This is a genomic window from Citrobacter freundii complex sp. CFNIH2 (genome assembly GCF_002880615.1).
Lineage (GTDB): Bacteria > Pseudomonadota > Gammaproteobacteria > Enterobacterales > Enterobacteriaceae > Citrobacter_A > Citrobacter_A amalonaticus_F.
In genome coordinates this window covers 1,788,876-1,808,402 of the sequence record NZ_CP025757.1, presented here as the reverse complement: position 1 = coordinate 1,808,402, position 19,527 = coordinate 1,788,876, and the positions used below count along the sequence as shown (strand labels likewise).

General features: G+C 51.4%; 21 protein-coding genes, 1 tRNA gene, 2 other RNA genes and 1 pseudogene. 15 read left to right on the top strand and 10 right to left on the bottom strand.

Going from position 1 to position 19,527, the window contains the following annotated elements:
* Positions 1–119: 119 nt before the first annotated feature.
* Positions 120–623 carry a type VI secretion system contractile sheath small subunit gene (gene tssB / locus WM46_RS09020; RefSeq protein WP_102602047.1) on the bottom strand — a complete coding sequence of 168 codons (504 nt, stop codon included), beginning with the start codon at positions 621–623 and terminating at the stop codon, positions 120–122.
* A gap of 626 nt (positions 624–1,249) precedes the next feature.
* Between tssB and WM46_RS09015 the strand changes: the two genes are divergently transcribed.
* On the top strand, positions 1,250–1,768 hold the full coding sequence (locus tag WM46_RS09015) for an Hcp family type VI secretion system effector (RefSeq protein WP_001142955.1): 519 nt from the start codon (positions 1,250–1,252) through the stop codon (positions 1,766–1,768).
* Between the two features lie 216 nt (positions 1,769–1,984).
* Positions 1,985–2,599, top strand: a pseudogene (gene vgrG / locus WM46_RS09010) (type VI secretion system tip protein VgrG); the annotation flags it as partial.
* A 118-nt stretch (positions 2,600–2,717) separates the two neighbouring features.
* Here the strand turns inward: vgrG and WM46_RS09005 are convergent.
* From WM46_RS09005 to WM46_RS08995, 3 genes are all read right to left on the bottom strand, one after another.
* Positions 2,718–2,832, bottom strand: a non-coding RNA gene (locus WM46_RS09005) — RtT sRNA.
* A gap of 45 nt (positions 2,833–2,877) precedes the next feature.
* A non-coding RNA gene (locus WM46_RS09000) (RtT sRNA) lies at positions 2,878–3,009 on the bottom strand.
* Between the two features lie 44 nt (positions 3,010–3,053).
* Positions 3,054–3,141: transfer RNA gene (locus tag WM46_RS08995), tRNA-Ser, on the bottom strand.
* Between the two features lie 234 nt (positions 3,142–3,375).
* Between WM46_RS08995 and ghrA the strand changes: the two genes are divergently transcribed.
* The 4 genes from ghrA to WM46_RS08975 all read left to right on the top strand — a co-directional run bounded on the left by ghrA (position 3,376) and on the right by WM46_RS08975 (position 6,308).
* Positions 3,376–4,314, top strand: a complete 939-nt coding sequence (gene ghrA / locus WM46_RS08990) for a glyoxylate/hydroxypyruvate reductase GhrA (protein WP_102602046.1) — start codon at positions 3,376–3,378, stop codon at positions 4,312–4,314.
* A gap of 86 nt (positions 4,315–4,400) precedes the next feature.
* On the top strand, positions 4,401–5,138 hold the full coding sequence (locus WM46_RS08985; RefSeq protein ID WP_061077139.1) for a phosphatase: 738 nt from the start codon (positions 4,401–4,403) through the stop codon (positions 5,136–5,138).
* A gap of 23 nt (positions 5,139–5,161) precedes the next feature.
* Positions 5,162–5,716 (top strand): molecular chaperone, encoded by a 555-nt coding sequence (locus WM46_RS08980; RefSeq protein WP_102602045.1) that lies wholly within the window; start codon positions 5,162–5,164, stop codon positions 5,714–5,716.
* A 100-nt stretch (positions 5,717–5,816) separates the two neighbouring features.
* A complete protein-coding gene (locus tag WM46_RS08975) occupies positions 5,817–6,308 on the top strand; it encodes a DUF1097 domain-containing protein (RefSeq protein ID WP_061078013.1) in 492 nt (163 codons plus the stop codon).
* A 32-nt stretch (positions 6,309–6,340) separates the two neighbouring features.
* Here the strand turns inward: WM46_RS08975 and csgG are convergent, their stop codons facing one another.
* The 4 genes from csgG to csgD are packed head-to-tail and all read right to left on the bottom strand — an operon-like array spanning position 6,341 to position 8,687.
* Positions 6,341–7,174, bottom strand: coding sequence for a curli production assembly/transport protein CsgG (csgG, locus tag WM46_RS08970; RefSeq protein ID WP_061077141.1), 834 nt, complete (start codon positions 7,172–7,174; stop codon positions 6,341–6,343).
* Between the two features lie 25 nt (positions 7,175–7,199).
* Positions 7,200–7,616: a curli production assembly/transport protein CsgF gene (gene csgF, locus WM46_RS08965; RefSeq protein ID WP_102602044.1), complete on the bottom strand. Its 417-nt coding sequence runs from the start codon at positions 7,614–7,616 to the stop codon at positions 7,200–7,202.
* A 26-nt stretch (positions 7,617–7,642) separates the two neighbouring features.
* Entirely contained in the window at positions 7,643–8,032 is a 390-nt protein-coding gene (csgE, locus tag WM46_RS08960) for a curli production assembly/transport protein CsgE (protein WP_061077142.1), read from the bottom strand.
* Positions 8,033–8,036: 4 nt separating this feature from the next.
* Positions 8,037–8,687 carry a biofilm master transcriptional regulator CsgD gene (csgD, locus tag WM46_RS08955; RefSeq protein WP_042319721.1) on the bottom strand — a complete coding sequence of 217 codons (651 nt, stop codon included), beginning with the start codon at positions 8,685–8,687 and terminating at the stop codon, positions 8,037–8,039.
* A gap of 763 nt (positions 8,688–9,450) precedes the next feature.
* Between csgD and csgB the strand changes: the two genes are divergently transcribed.
* The 6 genes from csgB to WM46_RS08925 all read left to right on the top strand — a co-directional run bounded on the left by csgB (position 9,451) and on the right by WM46_RS08925 (position 13,307).
* Positions 9,451–9,906, top strand: coding sequence for a curli minor subunit CsgB (gene csgB, locus WM46_RS08950; RefSeq protein WP_061078014.1), 456 nt, complete (start codon positions 9,451–9,453; stop codon positions 9,904–9,906).
* Positions 9,907–9,946: 40 nt separating this feature from the next.
* Positions 9,947–10,399, top strand: a complete 453-nt coding sequence (gene csgA, locus WM46_RS08945) for a curli major subunit CsgA (RefSeq protein WP_061077143.1) — start codon at positions 9,947–9,949, stop codon at positions 10,397–10,399.
* 60 nt (positions 10,400–10,459) lie between these two features.
* The gene (csgC, locus tag WM46_RS08940) at positions 10,460–10,792 is read left to right on the top strand and encodes a curli assembly chaperone CsgC (protein ID WP_102602043.1); all 333 of its coding nucleotides are present in this window, start codon (positions 10,460–10,462) and stop codon (positions 10,790–10,792) included.
* Between the two features lie 145 nt (positions 10,793–10,937).
* On the top strand, positions 10,938–11,261 hold the full coding sequence (locus WM46_RS08935) for a hypothetical protein (protein WP_102602042.1): 324 nt from the start codon (positions 10,938–10,940) through the stop codon (positions 11,259–11,261).
* An 89-nt stretch (positions 11,262–11,350) separates the two neighbouring features.
* Positions 11,351–11,884, top strand: coding sequence for an O-acetyl-ADP-ribose deacetylase (gene ymdB, locus WM46_RS08930; RefSeq protein ID WP_058587917.1), 534 nt, complete (start codon positions 11,351–11,353; stop codon positions 11,882–11,884).
* The gene (locus WM46_RS08925) at positions 11,826–13,307 is read left to right on the top strand and encodes a phospholipase D family protein (RefSeq protein WP_102602041.1); all 1,482 of its coding nucleotides are present in this window, start codon (positions 11,826–11,828) and stop codon (positions 13,305–13,307) included. The genes ymdB and WM46_RS08925 overlap by 59 nt, the downstream gene beginning before the upstream one ends.
* A 14-nt stretch (positions 13,308–13,321) precedes the next feature.
* On the opposite strand, the gene mdoC is transcribed toward WM46_RS08925, so the two are convergent.
* The gene (gene mdoC, locus WM46_RS08920; RefSeq protein ID WP_102602040.1) at positions 13,322–14,482 is read right to left on the bottom strand and encodes a glucans biosynthesis protein MdoC; all 1,161 of its coding nucleotides are present in this window, start codon (positions 14,480–14,482) and stop codon (positions 13,322–13,324) included.
* Between the two features lie 280 nt (positions 14,483–14,762).
* On the opposite strand from mdoC, the gene mdoG reads away from it, so the two are divergent.
* The 3 genes from mdoG to WM46_RS08905 all read left to right on the top strand — a co-directional run bounded on the left by mdoG (position 14,763) and on the right by WM46_RS08905 (position 19,131).
* Entirely contained in the window at positions 14,763–16,298 is a 1,536-nt protein-coding gene (mdoG, locus tag WM46_RS08915) for a glucans biosynthesis protein MdoG (RefSeq protein ID WP_102603807.1), read from the top strand.
* Positions 16,291–18,819: a glucans biosynthesis glucosyltransferase MdoH gene (gene mdoH / locus WM46_RS08910; protein ID WP_102602039.1), complete on the top strand. Its 2,529-nt coding sequence runs from the start codon at positions 16,291–16,293 to the stop codon at positions 18,817–18,819. The genes mdoG and mdoH overlap by 8 nt, the downstream gene beginning before the upstream one ends.
* 84 nt (positions 18,820–18,903) lie before the next feature.
* Positions 18,904–19,131, top strand: coding sequence for a YceK/YidQ family lipoprotein (locus WM46_RS08905; RefSeq protein ID WP_061078015.1), 228 nt, complete (start codon positions 18,904–18,906; stop codon positions 19,129–19,131).
* Here WM46_RS08905 and WM46_RS08900 read toward each other — a convergent pair whose 3' ends face one another.
* Positions 19,132–19,506: a MysB family protein gene (locus WM46_RS08900; RefSeq protein ID WP_061077149.1), complete on the bottom strand. Its 375-nt coding sequence runs from the start codon at positions 19,504–19,506 to the stop codon at positions 19,132–19,134.
* Positions 19,507–19,527: the final 21 nt, after the last annotated feature.

Genomic DNA, 19,527 nt, shown 5'->3' with positions numbered 1-19,527 from the left:
TGTTGATGTCGCCTGTCAGACTGATACTTAACCGGTCACAGCCTGCGTAATGGTGTCATCGATTCTGGTGTATCTTTCCGTACGCCTATAGCCAGGATAATCTCCCTGAAAAACAGCGGTTACTTATTTTCTGCCTGGCTGATTTCCTGCAGTAACTGTTCGCGGGATTCTTCATTTTCCAGCAATGCCTGAAGCTGGGCGCGAAATGCAGGCAGATTACCCAACGGGCCTTTTAATGCTGTCAGCGCTTCGCGTAGCTCCAGCAGTTTGTTCACCTCTGGCACCTGTTTTGCCACACTATCCGGAGAAAAATCGTTCAGGGATTTTATTTCCAGCGAGATATTCATCTCATCTTCCTCTTTTGCGTCGTCCTTCAATGTCGCCGGAACTGCAAAATTCAGGCTAATGGATGCTTCTGCCATCACTGAATTGAATGAATGTTTGTCGATTGAAACCATCTGACGTTCATCAATTGGTGTTGTTTCCTGAGTGTTACCGGTATCGCCTACTATCAACATGTTGAGGGGTAATTCCACCTCAGCAGGCTCTCCGTCAGTTTTTGGAATATAAGAAATATTGATGCGCTCTTTAGGCGCCACGCTACCGTTATAATCTTTGCTCATAGAAATTATCCATCAGGTTACGTTATGTGTTCTGCATCTTTTTACAGAATATGGAACAATGTAATGCCGTGTGATAAAGAATTCTTGGAAATCATTTTACGCGCAGAAAATTTTTTGAGAAGCACTTTTTTTGAATAGAAGACAGGAGTATTCTCGTGGTGTGGTTATTTTAAAGATAATGGCGTTATCATTAAAAATAACTAAACAAAGAGTTAAGTGAATCTTAATGTATAAGTAATTTACTGAATTTTATGGAATTTTATTTTTTATATGCATTATGTGAATGTTATTTTCATGAATTCATATGACACGTCAATCTTTATGGGTAGAGTAGCGAAATGAATTTTCTGGATATATTTAATTGGCAGTGAATATAATATTAATTCATGATTAAGCTATTGCCTTGAATTTATGTTAATAAATCATTATGTATTTCTTGATAATATATTTAATTGTAATTCAATTACCATGTGAATTAATTTAAGCCTCTGCTGTATGATTCATTCAGCCATGCGAAGAGGGCTTAAACTACACGTCTTTTTATGTAATCCGCATATTTTCATCTACCGGATGTCCTTCGGCAGATATATGTAAGATGTCGATAATTACCAACAAGGAGCTTACAAATGCCTACACCCTGTTACATATCAATTACAGGACAAACCCAGGGAAATATTACCGCGGGTGCATTCACGGCAGATTCTGTCGGCAACATCTACGTGCAGGGCCACGAAGATGAAATGCTGGTTCAGGAATTCCTGCATAACGTAACTGTACCCACCGACCCGCAGTCTGGTCAGCCAGCAGGCCAGCGTGCACACAAGCCGTTCATTTTTACTGTGGCGCTGAATAAAGCTGTGCCGCTGATGTACAACGCACTGGCTTCCGGTGAAATGTTGCCGAAAACCGAACTGCACTGGTGGCGTACCTCGGTTGAAGGAAAGCAGGAGCATTACTTCACTACCCGCCTGACGGACTCAACGATTGTGGATATGAAACTGCATATGCCGCACTGTCAGGACCCGGCAAAGCGTGAATTCACGCAGTTGCTCGAAGTCTCCCTGGCCTATCGCAAAATCGAGTGGGAACACGTCAAATCCGGTACCTCTGGTGCTGATGACTGGCGCGCGCCGCTGGAAGCGTAAGTATCAACAGCATCCCGCTCTTACGGGATGCTGTTTTTTATTGGAGACAGCAAACAAAAAAGCAGTGTCAGTAAGGGGTTACGTTTTTTTACGGGAGATGGCGGATGCCGGAAACTTCGGCGGTAGCGTGCCTGAATGCAAGTGTAACACTGTACTGTCATTCGCCGTTGTCCGGTGCAGGCGGCTTCATTTCCCTGTCAATTCAGGAGGTTATTCATGTCAACAGGATTACGTTTCACACTGGAGGTGGACGGCCTGCCGCCAGATGCGCTGGTCGTGGAGTCCTTTCACCTGCACCAGTCCTTCTCCACGCTGTTCTCCCTCGATATTTCACTGGTCAGCCAGCAGCTCCTCAGCATTGATTTCTCTCAGGTTCTGGAAAAAACGGCCCATCTTAAAATCTGGCAGGGCACGGAGATACAGCGCCGGGTGAATGGTATCGTGACCTGGTTTGAGCAGGGGGAAAACGACGGGCACCAGATGCTGTACAGCATGCAGGTCCGCCCGCCGCTGTGGCGCGCCCGACTGCGCCAGAACTCCCGCATTTTCCAGAATGAGGATATTAAAAGCATCCTGGGGACGCTATTGCAGGAAAACGATGTGACGGACTGGAGCCCGCTGTTCAGCGAGGCGCATCCGGCGCGGGAATTCTGCGTGCAGTACAACGAAACCGATTATGACTTTCTGGCGCGGATGGCAGCGGAGGAAGGTCTGTTCTTCTACGAAGAGTCTTCACCGGACAGCGATGAGCAGAGTCTGGTGCTGTGCGACACGGTGCGCTTTCTGCCGGAAGCCTTCGACATTCCCTGGAACCCGAATAAACGGAGTGAACGACAGTCAACAAACGGGCTGGGCCCGTTGTCGAACCCCGGTCGGGGATTCTCATCCCCCCAGGGTGTACAATATACGAAAAAAAGCCCGTACTTGCGTACGAGCTCTTTCTCAGATATGGCGGTGAGGGGGGATTGACTCGCTTCGCTCGCCCTGCGGCCATTCCGTCCAACGGGCTGCGCCCGTTGTCGAACCCCGGTCGGGGATTCTCATCCCCCCAGGGTGTGCCATATGCGAAAAAAAAAGCCCGTACGCAAGTACGAGCTCTTTCTCAAAGATGGCGGTGAGGGGGGGATTGACTCGCTTCGCTCGCCCTGCGGGCGTCATGGCCTGCGGCCATTCCGTCCAACGGGCTGCGCCCGTTGTCGAACCCCGGTCGGGGATTCTCATCCCCCCAGGGTGTGCAATATGCGAAAAAAAAGCCCGTACCTGCGTACGAGCTCTTTCTCAAATATGGCGGTGAGGGGGGGATTCGAACCCCCGATACGTTGCCGTATACACACTTTCCAGGCGTGCTCCTTCAGCCACTCGGACACCTCACCATATTGTTGTTCCTCAACGACTGGAACGGGCGCTAATTTAGGGAAATACGCCGCCTGCGTCAATCAACTTTTCCAAAAAATCGTGCGTTTACACAAACTTCAGGCAACCTGTCGCTTAATTAGGCGGAAACTGCTTTTTTTGCCAGCGCCAGCGAATTTGCTATGCTGATGATCCCTTTGAAAACGATGATAATAAGTGCGAAAAATTGCGCACAACAACCCGCAGGAGTCAATATGGATATCATTTTCTATCACCCTACGTTTGATACCCCCTGGTGGATCGCTGCCCTGGAAAAAGCTATCCCTGGTGCCAGAGTCCGGGAGTGGAAGCAGGGCGATAACGATCCGGCAGATTATGCGCTGGTCTGGCACCCACCGGTAGAAATGTTGGAAGGGCGTAAACTTAAGGCGGTGTTCGCTCTGGGTGCCGGGGTGGATTCGATCCTGAGCAAACTGAAAGCCCATCCCACGATGCTGGATCCCGCCATTCCTCTCTTTCGTCTCGAAGATACCGGTATGGGCTTGCAGATGCAGGAATACGCGGTCAGTCAGGTACTGCACTGGTTCCGTCGTTTTGATGATTACCAGGCGCTGAAAAATGAGCACCAATGGCAACCGCTGCCGGAATATACGCGCGAGGCGTTTACCGTGGGGATTATGGGCGCTGGTGTGCTGGGAGCGAAAGTGGCAGAAAGCTTACAGGCCTGGGGGTTCCCGCTGCGCTGCTGGAGTCGCAGTCGTAAAACCTGGCCGGGAGTTGAGAGTTTTGCCGGTACCGAAGAACTGGGCGCATTCCTCAGCCAGACTCGCGTGCTGATAAATCTGCTACCCAATACGGCGGAAACGGTCGGTATCATCAATGGCAAACTGCTTGACCAATTGCAGGATGGTGCTTATCTGCTGAATCTCGCGCGTGGCGTACACGTTAATGAAGATGATCTGCTCGCCGCGCTGAACAGTAATAAACTCAAAGGGGCGATGCTGGATGTCTTCAGCCGTGAACCGCTGCCCGCGGATAGCCCGCTGTGGAAACATCCGCGCGTGGCGATGACGCCGCATATTGCGGCAGTCACGCGTCCCGCTGAAGCCGTCGCCTATATTTCCCGCACGATTTCACATCTGGAAAACGGCGAAGCGGTGACCGGGCAGGTCGACCGCCAGCGCGGTTATTAAGGTATACCCGGCAGATGCCGGGTTTCGACTAATAAACGCAGGCGATTCCTGCTATCCTTGTCGAAAAATGACCACAGGAGAGAGACATGTATCCCGTTGACCTGCATATGCATACCGTCGCCAGCACCCATGCTTATAGCACTCTGAGCGATTACATCGCCCAGGCGAAGCGCCAGGGACTGAAACTGTTCGCAATTACCGATCACGGTCCGGACATGGCGGATGCTCCACACCACTGGCATTTCATCAATATGCGTATCTGGCCGCGCGTGGTGGATGGGGTAGGGATCCTGCGAGGCATTGAGGCAAATATCAAAAATATCGAAGGTGAAATCGACTGTACCGGTCCGATGCTTACTTCACTGGATCTGATTATTGCGGGCTTTCATGAACCGGTTTTCGCCCCCCACGATGAAGCCACCAATACGCAGGCGATGATCGCCACCATGGCGAGCGGCGTTGTGCATATCATTAGTCACCCCGGCAACCCGAAATATCCCGTTGATATCACAGCAATTGCCGAGGCTGCGGCAAAATACAATGTTGCACTGGAAATTAACAACTCTTCCTTCCTTCATTCACGCAAAGGCAGTGAAGCGAACTGTCGCGCGGTGGCGGCAGCGGTGCGCGATGCTGGCGGCTGGGTGGCGTTGGGCTCAGATTCTCATACCGCCTTTACGATGGGTGACTTCAGCGAGTGTCTGAAAATTATCGAAGAGGTGAATTTCCCGGAAGATCGTATTTTGAACGTGACCCCGCAACGATTACTCAATTTCCTGGAATCACGCGGAATGGCGCCGATTCCTGAATTTGCTGAACTTTAACCACCACGAGCTGGAATATTTAGATGAACGAGTTTTCTATCCTGTGCCGCGTACTGGGATCGCTGTATTACCGTCAACCGCAGGATCCTTTGCTGGTTCCGCTTTTTACCCTGATTCGCGAAGGTAAACTCCCGGCGAGCTGGCCGCTCGAGCAGGATGAACTGTTAGCGCGTCTGCAGAAAAGTTGTGATATGGCCCAACTGGCGGCGGATTACAACGCGCTGTTTGTCGGTGCGGAGTGCGCAGTGCCACCGTATCGCAGCGCGTGGGGGGAAGGGGCGACAGAATCAGAGGTGCGGTCCTTCCTTTCCGCACGGGGTATGCCGCTTGCCGAAACGCCAGCCGATCATATTGGTACGTTGCTGCTGGCCGCCTCCTGGCTGGAAGATCAGTCTGCAGAGGATGAAAGCGAGGCGCAGGAAACCCTGTTCGCGGATTACATCATTCCGTGGTGCGGTACCTTCCTCGGTAAAGTGGAAGCGCACGCCGCGACCCCTTTCTGGCGAACGATGGCGCCGTTAACACGCGATGCCATTGGCGCGATGTGGGACGAACTGGAAGAAGAGACCGACGAATAAATGTGATGTATATCACTTTTGCATGCAACATGAGTTAAACATTGCATAAAATGTGTGCGTGATCTCATTCATATGGGCATTTTCTGCTATCATGCGCGGCATGAACATACTTCTTTCCATTGCAATCACAACGGGCATTCTCTCCGGTATCTGGGGATGGGTGGCCGTGTCTCTTGGCTTACTGAGTTGGGCAGGGTTTTTAGGCTGTACGGCCTATTTCGCCTGTCCACAGGGTGGGTTAAAGGGGTTGGCCATTTCGGCCTCCACGCTGTTGAGCGGCGTGGTGTGGGCGTTGGTCATTATTTACGGTAGCGCGTTGACGCCGCATCTCGAACTGGTGGGTTATCTGATCACCGGCGTTGTGGCCTTCCTGATGTGTATTCAGGCAAAGCAAGTCTTACTGTCATTTGTGCCAGGCACATTTATTGGCGCGTGCGCCACGTTTGCCGGGCAGGGGGACTGGAAACTGGTCCTGCCTTCACTGGCGGTTGGCTTGCTCTTTGGCTATGCCATGAAAAACAGTGGCCTGTGGCTGGCGGCCCGGCGAGAAAGACACAGTACGCGAACCGTGGCGGAAAATAAAAAAGCGTGAGGAATTCCTCACGCTTTTTTTTATCCTGATCATCAGGATTCCGGCGGTACCGACATATGGCGATATTTCACCAGAATGTCGTTCTGGCGATCGGCTTTATTCTGCAAATCCCACAGCCCGCGATCGATACCATCGTTGATGAGGAAGATGACACCCGTCTCAATGGCGGACATCAGGCATAACATCACCGGTTCGTTGGAGGTGTAGCCAATTTCACCTTCCAGCAGTCTCTGGTAATCGATAAAGCGGAACACCCCTGCCTGCACTTCATAAGACAGAATGGTTTTACTGGTGTTGACCGAGGAGAGGATCTCACCGGTGCTGACGTTGACCACGCGCAGGTTTACCGCAATCTGGTCAAGCTGGTACTGCGTGTCTGCGCCGATACCGAAGTAACGCGCACCGACGCCGCCGGATTTCACGTTACTTTCGTAGCCGATAATCGACCCTTCAACCATGATGTTTGCCGCCGTCAGCGACTGCAGCGGGATCCGGTTGTTGATGGCGACAGTTCCGTTTTCCTGGGCGGCACGAATGATCTTACGTTCATTCAGCAGGTTTTGCAGTCCCTGGCGCTCCAGTGGAACAAACCAGCGAGAATCTTTCAGCGCGGTGACCAGCATCGCGGTGGCGCTTTGCGGGACGGCTGTTGAGAAGTTACTGGCCGGGTAGGGTTTAAACTGCCCGGTTTCATCCTGAATGTTATACACCGAGACAAAAATTTTGCCCGTTGGCGACGGTAAATGCGTTAAATCCTTATAACTTTGCGCACGGGGCATTAAGGTCGGTTTAGCGGCTTCTTTTGGCGGGGCGGTTAAGCATCCGCTCAGTAAAATGACGGCGACGAATACAAGTAAGCGCTGCATGATGATTGTCCTTACGTGGCGGTGCTTAGAAATCGGTGGATTGCGACTGTAAACCCGACACTTCGATCGTCGATGTTTTTCCCGTTTTCCTGTCCGTGACGTTTAGCTGCAACTGCCCATCCCGGTTAGCAATATCCACAATGAAATCATTGGTCACCATCCTGCCGGGTTTCCCCGTGTTAATATTGGTCAACAGCCCACCTAATATTTGTGACTGAATGGCCTGAGTGAAGTTATCCAACGCGGAGGGAGTTTCGATTCCGTAATCGTCGCTATAACTGGGGTCTTTATAAGAGTTTTGCGCCTGGGCGCTATTCAGTAAAAAAGAACCGTTATTGGGGTTTCCACCAAAGTTAGGGTTACGGAACTGGAAGGTCATATTTCCGGCCCAACTTAATGGCGAAATAAGCATGAGTACTACTACTGCATGTTTGACACGCATTACAGCCTCCGGACAAAAATCACTTTTTAGAATTCGTCATGCGTTAAATCGCCGGTGCTCAATAGTGTTTGATCTATTTGCCGGCGGTTTAAGGCATCCTCAGTTTGTGCCAGCGCGAAGACAACAGTTTTTTCGAAGTCTCTTTTCGTTGGAAATAAAAAAGTCTGGAATATAACGTCCTGATTTACCGTTATCGTGATCCAACTTCCCCAACGTGCACTGGGTCGCTCATTGATGGTTAAATTACCTGGATAATCACTTTCCCATTTGTCGCTAAAAGCACGATAAAAATCGTGGCCGATAGACGAAACCGTGTGGTCAGTTAAGAGCCCAGGAACTTCAACTTCTACAGCCTGCGTCGTGCCGGCAGCGAACAGAAACTGTGCCGCTGCAAGCCAGGTCAAATAGCGTTTCATGGCTTTATCGCCTGAGGTTATCATTTGCCCACGAAACCGCCTGGGTACGGTTTTTGACAGCTATCTTTTTGAAAAGATTATAAAGATGTGTTTTGACCGTATTTTCACTGATAAACAGTGAACGCGCGATTTCGATATTAGAGGCGCCGATACGCAGCTTATTCAGGATCTCTTTTTCGCGATGAGTCAGGAGGGCTGACTCAGTGCTGTTGTAGCGATAATTACCTGAGTGAGTGATCAGATAACTGGCCAGTTTCTGTGAGAAGTAGCACTCTCCCCGCAGGATCCCTTGCAAACCGTTTACGACACGCTCTTCGTCATCCGCTACGTAAAAAACGCCATTGATATGCGGCCAGTTTTCAATATCCCGGTAGGGATAATCATCGGGCGTGTTCAACAATAACGTCTTTAAATTATTGTTTTTCCGACTTAAGTTATCCTGCCAGTAATGGATAAGCTTTTTATCTGCTTCCATCATATCGACTAAAACAATGCAACTGGTGGAGATATCATCCAGAGAACGCTGAATATTATGCAGTTTTCCGGTGAGGGCCAGAGATTGTTTTAAATGCTGCAATAATGCTGTGGCTTGCAGGGATGGTTTGGTGATCAACAATAATGTATGACCATGAATACTATGGACTTCATTAAACATGATGAAACCCCACTTTTTTAGTCGCACACCTGACAGCTGCCTGCAAAAATGAGGCACCAGAAGTACTGACAGATGTTGCACTGCTGTGTGTAGTAAAATAAGAATCAGCCCGAACGGGTCAAAATATTAATACAAATGAACTACAACTGATTTCAATCTAGCCATTACAAATCTTAAAGCAAGTGTTAAACATGTAACGGGATGTAAAAATATATATTAATTTGTTAACCTTGAGCTTTTTTTAAGTTTAGATTTGATAGTAAAGTTGTACATCCAGCCGTTATTGCACAGATTTAAAAAATCATACAAATTATATTAATTGTCTGAATTTAAAGTAATAAATGCAATTTGTGCTAGCACTTCATCGGTGGGGGAATTGCTGAGTTATGAGATCCGTCGGCGTCGTGCATTTTGATGACGAAAAAAACGAGGCTTGTCACGACTTGCGCATCTCTCTCTTCTCCGACCGTACAACATAGCCTGGAAAGCCCACTGTACAGCCTGCTGACTGACGACGAGAAAAAGCATTAACGGTGAGTATGGAAAAAATAAAATAAGCGTAAATAACAGGGTATTCCTGCCCTGATTAGTACTTTGGTGTGAGCGAAAATATAAAAATACCACTGGCGGGTGAGTTATTTAAAATGTTTCCGCAGACATACTCTTCATCGTAACGCGGCGTTAACAAATTACGTTTAGCGTTAACAAGAAAATTGATGAGAACGTTATTTTCTCGATGTACGACCAGGTCCAGGGTGACAACATGAAAAACAAATTGTTATTTATGATGTTAACAGTACTGGGTGCGCCTGGAATTGCTTCCGCAACAAGTTATGATTTAGCGCATTCCGAATATAACTTTGCGGTAAATGAATTAAGTAAGTCTTCATTTAATCAGGCAGCCATAATTGGTCAAGTGGGCACGAATAATAGTGCAAAGATACGCCAGGAGGGCTCTAAACTTTTGTCGGTGGTTTCACAAGAAGGTGGAAGTAACCGGGCCAAAGTTGACCAATCAGGAGCTTATAACTTTGCGTATATTGCTCAGTCGGGTAATTCCAATGATGCCAGTATATCGCAAAGTAATTACGGTAATACTGCGATGATTATCCAGAAAGGTTCTGGAAATAAAGCAAATATTACTCAGTATGGTACGCAAAAAACAGCAGTTGTAGTGCAGAGACAGTCGCAAATGGCAATTCGCGTTATTCAACGCTAATCCATTGACGACGCTTAAATCAATCCGATGGGGGTTTACCATGAAACTTTTACAAGTGGCAGCATTTGCAGCAATCGTGGTTTCTGGCAGTGCTCTGGCTGGTTCTGTTCCACAATGGGGCGGCGGTGGTGGCGGCGGTGGCGGAAGCAGCTCCGGCCCGGATTCAAACCTGAGCATTTATCAGTTCGGGACCAATAACGCCGCACTTGCGCTGCAAAGCGACGCTCGTAAATCAGACACAACAATCACCCAGCACGGCTATGGTAACGGCGCCGATGTTGGTCAGGGTGCAGATAACAGCACCATTGATCTGACTCAGAAAGGCTTCAAAAACAACGCCACCATCGATCAGTGGAACGGCAAAAACTCGGATATTACTGTGAGCCAATACGGTGGACGTAACGCCGCGCTGGTTAACCAGACGGCTTCTGATTCCAGCGTTCTGGTTAAACAAGTTGGTTTTGGCAACAACGCCACAGCTAACCAGTACTAATTCAGTTTATGTGCTGACAATAAACAGGGCGAAAGCCCTGTTTTTTTTCGGGAGGAGATCATGAACACCTTATTACTCCTTGCGGCGCTCTCTAATCAGATAACGTTTGCAACCATCCAGCAAGGCGACATTTACACGATTACGCCGCAGGTCACCCTGACACAACCCTGTGTGTGCCAGGTGCAGGTTTTAGCCCTTCGTGACGGCGTGGCGGGGCAAAGTCAGTCACGACAACAAAAGACCCTTTCTCTGCCTGCTAATCAGGCCATTGATTTGACCAGACTCAGTTTAAATATCTCAGCGCAAGACACCGTCAAAATCGTGGTTACGGTTTCTGACGGCCAGTCGCTGCATTTATCACAACAGTGGCCGCCCTCTGCGAAACCGTCATAACTGACTGACAATTTATGCGTTGATGCTGGCAGAAGCGAGGCGGCTCGACTATGAATAGAGTGACGCGGAATGCGTGACTCCCGGGCCTGTCGCCATCAGGGAAAACATCACCCCTCAAGGATGAATACTCATTGAGGAAAGCATCATGCCGTTACCTGTCACGCGTAAAACGAGCCTTCTGCTGCTCGCGCTTCTTGCCCAGTATTCTTTCACCGCAATCGCGGATGCGGGAAGGCAGGGCGGGGTTATTCGTTTCACCGGTCAAATCGTTGAGCCGCCCTGTAATGTGAGTCAGCAGCAACAGCGCCTTGCGATGTCTTGCTATAACGAGGGGCGCACGCAAACCCGCTATTATTCGCCGCAGGAACTGCTTAAAGCGCCGCAACACTTCAAACAGATCGCCGCGGTTAACTTGCGCTATCTGGATGAGAAGAAAAAACTGGCGGTGATGGATATCAGTTACCACTAAACCGGGCGTTCAGACAAGCACACGAAAAAAGCGATTTCAGGGTATCCCCTGCTGTACACTTACAAAACAGAGTGACGCAAGGAGGTTCTATGGAATCGCGTATTCATGTTATCCAGGGGGATATCACCACGGTCGCGGTTGATGTCATCGTCAATGCCGCAAACGCCTCGCTGATGGGGGGCGGAGGTGTTGATGGGGCAATCCATCGCGCTGCGGGTCCCGCCTTACTGGAAGCCTGTATGAAGGTCAGACAGCAGCAGGGTGAATGCCCGACAGGCCATGCGGTGATCACGCTTGCGGGAAACCTCCCCGCCAAAGCCGTTATTCATACCGTCGGCCCAGTCTGGCGCGGCGGCGAACATAACGAAGCGCAACTGCTGCAGGATGCGTACGTTAATAGCCTGAATCTGGCGCTGGCCAACGGCTATGCTTCTATTGCCTTTCCGGCAATCAGTACCGGAGTTTATGGGTATCCGCGAGCGGCAGCCGCTGAAATTGCGTTAAAGACCGTTTCGGAATTTATTACCCGCCGCGCTTTGCCTGAGCAGATATACTTTGTCTGTTATGACGACGAAACAACCCGACTCTACCAGCGTTTACTTACCCAACAAGGCGATGAATGAACTGACCCGGCTCGCCCGCGCCACGCGTCCTCTGTGCGACAATCATCCCGGAGAGTGCGGCATCCTTGCGCTCGATAACAGTCTGGACGCCTTTGCCGCCCGCTACCGGCTGGCGGAAATGGCGGAGCGCACGCTGGATGTTCAGTACTATATCTGGGAAGACGACATGTCCGGGCGGCTGCTGTTCGCCGTCCTGCTGGCGGCGGCAAAACGTGGCGTTCATGTGCGCCTGTTGCTTGATGACAACAACACGCCAGGGCTGGATGACACCCTGCAACTGCTCGACGCCCATCCCAACATTGAAGTTCGCCTGTTTAATCCTTTCTCTTTTCGCATGCTGCGGATGCTGGGTTATCTGACCGATTTCGCCAGGCTCAACCGACGGATGCATAACAAAAGCTATACTGCCGACGGTGTCGTCACCCTGGTGGGCGGGCGAAACATTGGCGATGCCTATTTCGGCGCGGGCGAGGAGCCGCTGTTCTCCGATCTGGACGTGATGGCCATCGGACCCGTCGTCAAGGAGGTTGCTGAGGATTTCGAACGCTACTGGCATTGCGCATCGGTTTCGACGTTGAAATCGGTACTGGCGCTTTCCGAGCAAGAGATCACTGACGGCATTGAGTTACCCGATACCTGGTACAACGATCCCATCACCCGTCGATACCAGCATAAACTGGAAACCAGCCCGTTTATGACCCATCTCGATCGCGGAGCGCTGCCGCTTATCTGGGCGAAGACCCGGCTATTAAGTGACGATCCGTTAAAAGGCGAGGGGAAAGCGCAGCGCCACTCGTTACTGCCGCAACGACTGTTTGACGTGATGGGATCGCCGACGGAACGGATCGACATCATCTCTGCCTATTTTGTCCCGACCCGCGCAGGCGTTTTGCAGTTGCTGAAACTGGTGCGTAAAGGCGTCAAAATTGCGATCCTCACCAACTCATTAGCCGCCAATGATGTCGCGGTGGTACATGCCGGTTACGCGCGCTGGCGGAAGAAACTACTGCGTTATGGTATCGAACTCTATGAACTGAAGCCGACGCGTGAACGTCAGGTGGTACTGCACGACAGGGGGCTTACGGGGAACTCCGGCTCCAGCCTGCATGCCAAAACGTTCAGTATTGACGGGCGTAAGGTGTTTATTGGTTCACTAAATTTTGATCCCCGTTCCACGTTGCTGAACACGGAAATGGGATTTGTGATTGAAAGCGAGACGCTGGCGACGCTTATCCATAAACGGTTCATCGAGAGTCAACGCGATGCGGCCTGGCAATTACGCCTCGATCGCTGGGGGCGAATTAACTGGGTGGATCGGCAGCAGGACGAAGAGCAGGTGTTAAAAAAAGAACCCGCCACCGGATTCTGGAAGCGGGTTCTGGTGCGACTGGCGACGCTATTGCCTGTCGAGTGGCTGCTTTAACGTGGCTGCTGGCATTAGCCGGTCACTTTTTTGCTTTGTTCCTGTCTGACCGGCGGTTTGCCGGAGAACAGGAATTTGAGCAGCGGAATGCGCAAATGAATCTCGTACAGTACCAGCGCGATGCCAACCACAAAGATCAGCCCACAGATAAAGCCCAACAGATTCGAGGCAATATGCGGCGTAATGTATGCGCCGAAAAACAGTGTTAACGGATGGTGTACCAGATAGATAAACAGTGACGCATTAACAAAGTAGGTGACGCGGGCTGACTGGAAATTGAGTAAACGGTGGCCGAGGGAAAACACCACATTGACCATCCATAATCCGAGCACCATGGTGATGACATATTCCGTTTCGTACATCCAGGCATCGCCACTGCCGTAGCGCTGATTCAGCAAATAGGCGATGAAGGCGAAAGCCGCCGCCAGCGTACATCCCCGTGAAGGAGTGGTGAAAAGCGCTTTAAGCTCAGGTGAGATAAAGGCCAGCGCGCCCAGCATAAAGAAAGGCACATAAAAGAGCGTTTGCATCACCACGAAATTAAACAAGCCGTCGCTGAGAATGGGTGGGTAAACAATGAACAGCGTCCGCCGTATCACCGCATAACCGATACCCAGTAAGAAGAAGATGAACGTCAGTTTGCCCATCGACACGGCGGCCAGCCGTTTTTTTTCCGCCTTTTCCAGGCTTTTTCGCATCCGGCTAAATACCCATAGACTGACGGTTGTTAATACCACCAGAACCAGTAAAAACCAGAGATGAGAAATTAATTCCCAGGCCAGCGTGTTGTATTTTTCATACAGTGAGAGCGTTTGCCAACTGTCGGCTTTTCCCTTGACGTATTGCAGCATAATAAATTGTGGCAACGTCAGCAGGGGAATCGCAGTAAGCATCGGAATGCCTACGCGTTCAACGCGTACTTTCCACCAGCGTTTCAGCGGATAACGCAGGAATAACATGTACGAAAAATAACCGGAAATAACGAAAAAGACCTGCATCCGGAATGAATGGATAAAATCATTAAACAGGGTCAGCCACCATGAGGGCTCGGCGCTGTTCACATGCCAGGTATGGCCGGAATAGATCAATGAAATATGGAAGGGAATACCCAACAACATCAGCCAGGCGCGGATGGAGTCAAGAAAATATTCACGCTGTGCGGGTACGGGATTCATAAAGGTTTTCGTATTCTCAGATTCTCAGACTAATCGTCTTATCGGTAAGGCGTTTACTCGTTACAGTCGGTGGCAACCCTACACCAAGTACAACGACCTGTCTCCAGGATAAGCACGCAAAGTGAAAAAGGGCCCGGTGAGGTGTCTAAACCATGAGCCAGCGTGCTGAACAATGCAGGGATTCAGTTGTCCTAATGCCTGATTATCCATTAAAATAGATCGGATCGATATAAGCACACAAAGGGGGAAGTGCTTACTAATTATGAAACATAAACCACAAATGATGAAAATGCGTTGGTTGGGTGCAGCAGTCATGTTAACGCTGTACACGTCGTCGGCCTGGGCCTTCTCCATCGATGATGTTGCAAAGCAAGCTCAATCCTTAGCCGGTAAAGGCTATGAGGCGCCAAAAAGTAACTTGCCCTCCGTTTTCCGCGACATGAAATATGCGGACTATCAGCAGATCCAGTTTAATCGCGACAAAGCATACTGGAGCAATCTCAAGACCCCATTCAAGCTCGAGTTCTACCACCAGGGTATGTACTTCGACACGCCGGTTAAAATCAATGAAGTCACGGCAACCACGGTTAAAAGAATCAAATACAGCCCGGACTACTTCAATTTCGGCGACGTTCAGCATGATAAAGACACGGTAAAAGATCTCGGCTTTGCGGGTTTCAAAGTGTTGTACCCGATCAACAGCAAAGACAAAAACGATGAAATCGTCAGCATGCTTGGCGCAAGCTACTTCCGCGTCCTGGGTGCCGGTCAGGTGTATGGCCTTTCTGCGCGCGGCCTGGCTATTGATACCGCGCTGCCTTCAGGCGAAGAATTTCCCCGCTTCCGTGAGTTCTGGATCGAACGTCCAAAACCGACTGACAAGCGCCTGACGATTTATGCCTTACTGGACTCTCTGCGTGCGACCGGGGCCTATCGTTTTGTGATAATCCCTGGGCGTGACACCGTTGTCGACGTGCAGTCGAAAGTCTACCTGCGCGATAAGGTCGGTAAACTGGGCGTGGCGCCGTTAACCAGTATGTTCCTGTATGGGCCAAATCAGCCCTCACCGGCGACCAACTATCGTCCGGAACTGCATGATTCCAACGGTTTGTCGATTCATGCCGGTAACGGCGAATGGATCTGGCGTCCGCTGAATAACCCGAAACACCTCGCGGTGAGCAGTTTTGCGATGGAAAACCCGCAAGGGTTTGGCCTGCTGCAGCGCGGCCGTCAGTTCTCTCGCTTTGAAGATCTCGACGACCGTTACGATCTGCGCCCAAGCGCCTGGATCACGCCGAAGGGCGAGTGGGGCAAGGGTAAGATTGAACTGGTTGAAATCCCGACCAATGACGAAACCAACGATAACATCGTCGCTTACTGGACGCCGGATCAACTGCCTGAACCTGGCAAAGAGATGAACTTTAAATACACGCTGACGTTCAGTCGCGATGAAGACAAACTTCATGCGCCGGATAACGCTTGGGTGCAGCAGACGCGTCGTTCAACCGGCGATGTCAAACAGTCGAATCTCATTCGCCAGCCTGACGGTACGATCGCCTTCGTGGTGGACTTCACCGGCACGGACATGAAAAAACTGCCGCAGGATACCCCCGTCACCGCGCAAACCAGCATTGGCGACAACGGCGAGATCGTGGAAACAACGGTACGTTACAACCCGATCACCAAAGGTTGGCGTATGACGATGCGCGTGAAAGTGAAAGATGCGAAGAAAACCACTGAAATGCGTGCGGCATTGGTCAATGCCGATCAGACGTTGAGTGAAACCTGGAGCTACCAGTTACCTGCCAATGAATAAGACAACTGAGTACATTGACGCCATGCCGCTCTCGGAGATCGAGAAAGCGGCATTGCCGACAACTGACATTCGCGCGGTGCATGACGCGCTGGATGCCGAGCATCGCCGTTACTCGCGAGAAGACGATTCACCGCAGGGTTCTGTTAAAGCGCGTCTGCAACAAGCCTGGCCAGACGCGCTGGGCGACGGGCAGTTGATCAAAGATGACGAAGGGCGCGACCAGCTTCAGGCAATGCCAAAAGCCAAACGTTCTTCGATGTTTCCCGATCCCTGGCGGACTAACCCGGTTGGGCGCTTCTGGGATCGTCTGCGTGGACGTGACGTCACGCCGCGCTATCTGGCTCGTCTGACGAAAGAAGAACAGGAAAGCGAGCAGAAGTGGCGTACCGTCGGCACCCTTCGTCGCTATACGCTACTGCTGCTGACGCTGGCGCAGACGGTCGTCGCGACCTGGTACATGAAGACGATTCTGCCGTATCAGGGCTGGGCGCTGATCAATCCGGCGGATATGGTTGGGCAGGATCTGTGGGTCTCCTTCATGCAGTTGCTGCCATATATGCTGCAAACCGGTATTTTGATCCTCTTTGCGGTGCTGTTCTGCTGGGTTTCCGCCGGGTTCTGGACTGCGCTGATGGGCTTCCTGCAACTGCTGATCGGTCGCGATAAGTACAGTATTTCGGCGTCAACAGTCGGTGACGAACCGCTGAATCCGCAGCACCGTACCGCGCTGATTATGCCTATCTGTAACGAAGACGTTGATCGCGTTTTTGCCGGCCTGCGCGCGACATGGGAATCGGTAAAAGCGACCGGCAACGGCGAGCATTTCGATGTCTATATTCTTAGCGACAGCTACAACCCCGATATCTGCGTTGCAGAACAAAAGGCGTGGATGGAGCTGATTGCCGAAGTGCAGGGCGAAGGACAGATTTTCTATCGCCGTCGTCGCCGTCGTGTGAAGCGTAAAAGCGGTAACATTGATGACTTCTGCCGTCGCTGGGGCAGCCAGTACAGCTACATGGTAGTGCTGGACGCCGACTCTGTGATGACCGGTGAGTGCCTGAGTGGTCTGGTGCGTTTGATGGAAGCGAACCCGAACGCAGGGATCATTCAGTCATCGCCGAAGGCGTCCGGAATGGACACTCTGTATGCGCGCTGTCAGCAGTTTGCGACGCGCGTATACGGACCGCTGTTCACCGCCGGTTTGCACTTCTGGCAGTTAGGTGAATCCCATTACTGGGGGCACAACGCCATCATCCGCGTGAAGCCGTTCATCGAACACTGTGCGCTGGCGCCGTTGCCGGGTGAAGGCTCTTTCGCCGGTTCTATCCTGTCACACGACTTCGTGGAAGCGGCGTTAATGCGTCGAGCCGGGTGGGGCGTGTGGATTGCTTACGATCTGCCAGGTTCCTATGAAGAACTGCCGCCGAACCTGCTGGATGAGCTGAAGCGTGACCGTCGCTGGTGTCATGGCAACCTGATGAACTTCCGTCTGTTCCTTGTAAAAGGGATGCACCCGGTTCACCGCGCCGTGTTCCTGACCGGGGTGATGTCTTATCTCTCCGCGCCGCTGTGGTTTATGTTCCTCGCGCTGTCGACCGCGCTGCAGGTAGTCCATGCGCTTACCGAGCCGCAATACTTTCTGCAACCGCGCCAGCTGTTCCCGGTCTGGCCGCAGTGGCGTCCTGAACTGGCGATAGCCCTGTTTGCCTCGACGATGGTGCTGCTGTTCCTGCCGAAGCTGCTGAGTATTCTGCTCATCTGGTGTAAAGGCACCAAAGAGTACGGTGGATTTCTCCGCGTGACGCTGTCGCTGCTGTTGGAGGTGTTGTTCTCCGTACTGCTGGCGCCGGTGCGCATGCTGTTCCACACCGTCTTCGTGGTGAGTGCCTTCCTTGGCTGGGAAGTGGTGTGGAATTCGCCGCAGCGTGACGATGACTCTACCCCGTGGGGCGAAGCGTTTATGCGTCATGGTTCGCAGCTGCTGCTGGGCCTGGTGTGGGCGGTCGGCATGGCGTGGCTGGATCTGCGTTTCCTGTTCTGGCTGGCGCCGATTGTCTTCTCGCTGATCCTGTCACCGTTTGTCTCGGTGATCTCCAGCCGTTCAACGGTCGGTTTACGTACCAAACGCTGGAAGCTGTTCCTGATCCCGGAAGAGTATTCACCGCCGCAGGTGCTGGTGGATACCGACAAGTATCTGGTGATGAACCGAAACCGCTCGCTTGACGACGGCTTCATGCACGCGGTGTTTAACCCGTCGTTTAACGCGCTGGCTACCGCGATGGCGACAGCTCGTCACCGTGCAAGCCATGTGCTGGAGATTGCCCGCGATCGTCACGTTGAGCAGGCGCTGAACGAGACCCCGGAAAAACTGAATCGCGACCGCCGTCTGGTACTGCTGAGCGATCCGGTGACGATGGCGCGTTTGCACTATCGTGTCTGGAATTCACCAGAGAAGTATTCATCGTGGGTGAGTTACTATCGGGATATCACCCTGAACCCACAGACGCTGAAGACGCCGTAAGCGCCATCCGGCGAAATCATCTGAAAAATACCGGCCTGCGCCGGTATTTTTTTATACTGAAGAAAACGATTGATGAGGTATCCCGTGCGAATCATAGCGGTGGGCATCATGGTGATGCTGTTAAGCGGGTGCGGCAGCATTATCAGCCGGACAATCCCTGGACAGGGGCATGGTAACCAGTACTATCCGGGCGTGCAGTGGGACGTCCGGGATTCAGCATGGCGTTATGTCACTATCCTCGATTTGCCGTTCTCGCTGGTGTTTGACACGCTGCTGTTGCCGCTCGACATGCATCACGGCCCTTACGAGTAATTACCGCTCATCCCATTCATCGGCTGCGGTTTGACCCTCTTCGGTATCCAGCGGGGGCTCAAGCTGAAATTCGCCTTCATCCCATTCATGCAGTGTATTCTCTTCCAGCCACTCCTGGCGGATCTCTATCTCATCATAGTCGCCGTCAAAGACGCTTTGCGCGGCCTCGCCACTGAGCATCGGCAGGCATTCGCCTTCTTCTCCTTCATCGGCAAAAAACTCGACCTGCCACATGATGTCGCCATCCTGTAGCACATATTTCTGCACGTTGAACTGCTGTACATCGGCTTCATCCTGCTCGAGTTCAGGATGGTCCGCCAAAAATTCTTCACGGGCTGAGTCAATGGCTTCTTCCAGCGTTGCATACAGGGTCATCAGAGTCTCCCTTTGATTTGA

Excerpts from the sequence above, each read along its gene's own strand:
- tssB (WP_102602047.1), bottom strand. The coding sequence starts at position 623 with ATGAGCAAAGATTATAACGGTAGCGTGGCGCCTAAAGAGCGCATCAAT.
- WM46_RS09015 (WP_001142955.1), top strand. The coding sequence starts at position 1,250 with ATGCCTACACCCTGTTACATATCAATTACAGGACAAACCCAGGGAAAT.
- ghrA (WP_102602046.1), top strand. The coding sequence starts at position 3,376 with ATGGATATCATTTTCTATCACCCTACGTTTGATACCCCCTGGTGGATC.
- WM46_RS08985 (WP_061077139.1), top strand. The coding sequence starts at position 4,401 with ATGTATCCCGTTGACCTGCATATGCATACCGTCGCCAGCACCCATGCT.
- WM46_RS08980 (WP_102602045.1), top strand. The coding sequence starts at position 5,162 with ATGAACGAGTTTTCTATCCTGTGCCGCGTACTGGGATCGCTGTATTAC.
- WM46_RS08975 (WP_061078013.1), top strand. The coding sequence starts at position 5,817 with ATGAACATACTTCTTTCCATTGCAATCACAACGGGCATTCTCTCCGGT.
- csgG (WP_061077141.1), bottom strand. The coding sequence starts at position 7,174 with ATGCAGCGCTTACTTGTATTCGTCGCCGTCATTTTACTGAGCGGATGC.
- csgF (WP_102602044.1), bottom strand. The coding sequence starts at position 7,616 with ATGCGTGTCAAACATGCAGTAGTAGTACTCATGCTTATTTCGCCATTA.
- csgE (WP_061077142.1), bottom strand. The coding sequence starts at position 8,032 with ATGAAACGCTATTTGACCTGGCTTGCAGCGGCACAGTTTCTGTTCGCT.
- csgD (WP_042319721.1), bottom strand. The coding sequence starts at position 8,687 with ATGTTTAATGAAGTCCATAGTATTCATGGTCATACATTATTGTTGATC.
- csgB (WP_061078014.1), top strand. The coding sequence starts at position 9,451 with ATGAAAAACAAATTGTTATTTATGATGTTAACAGTACTGGGTGCGCCT.
- csgA (WP_061077143.1), top strand. The coding sequence starts at position 9,947 with ATGAAACTTTTACAAGTGGCAGCATTTGCAGCAATCGTGGTTTCTGGC.
- csgC (WP_102602043.1), top strand. The coding sequence starts at position 10,460 with ATGAACACCTTATTACTCCTTGCGGCGCTCTCTAATCAGATAACGTTT.
- WM46_RS08935 (WP_102602042.1), top strand. The coding sequence starts at position 10,938 with ATGCCGTTACCTGTCACGCGTAAAACGAGCCTTCTGCTGCTCGCGCTT.
- ymdB (WP_058587917.1), top strand. The coding sequence starts at position 11,351 with ATGGAATCGCGTATTCATGTTATCCAGGGGGATATCACCACGGTCGCG.
- WM46_RS08925 (WP_102602041.1), top strand. The coding sequence starts at position 11,826 with ATGACGACGAAACAACCCGACTCTACCAGCGTTTACTTACCCAACAAG.
- mdoC (WP_102602040.1), bottom strand. The coding sequence starts at position 14,482 with ATGAATCCCGTACCCGCACAGCGTGAATATTTTCTTGACTCCATCCGC.
- mdoG (WP_102603807.1), top strand. The coding sequence starts at position 14,763 with ATGATGAAAATGCGTTGGTTGGGTGCAGCAGTCATGTTAACGCTGTAC.
- mdoH (WP_102602039.1), top strand. The coding sequence starts at position 16,291 with ATGAATAAGACAACTGAGTACATTGACGCCATGCCGCTCTCGGAGATC.
- WM46_RS08900 (WP_061077149.1), bottom strand. The coding sequence starts at position 19,506 with ATGACCCTGTATGCAACGCTGGAAGAAGCCATTGACTCAGCCCGTGAA.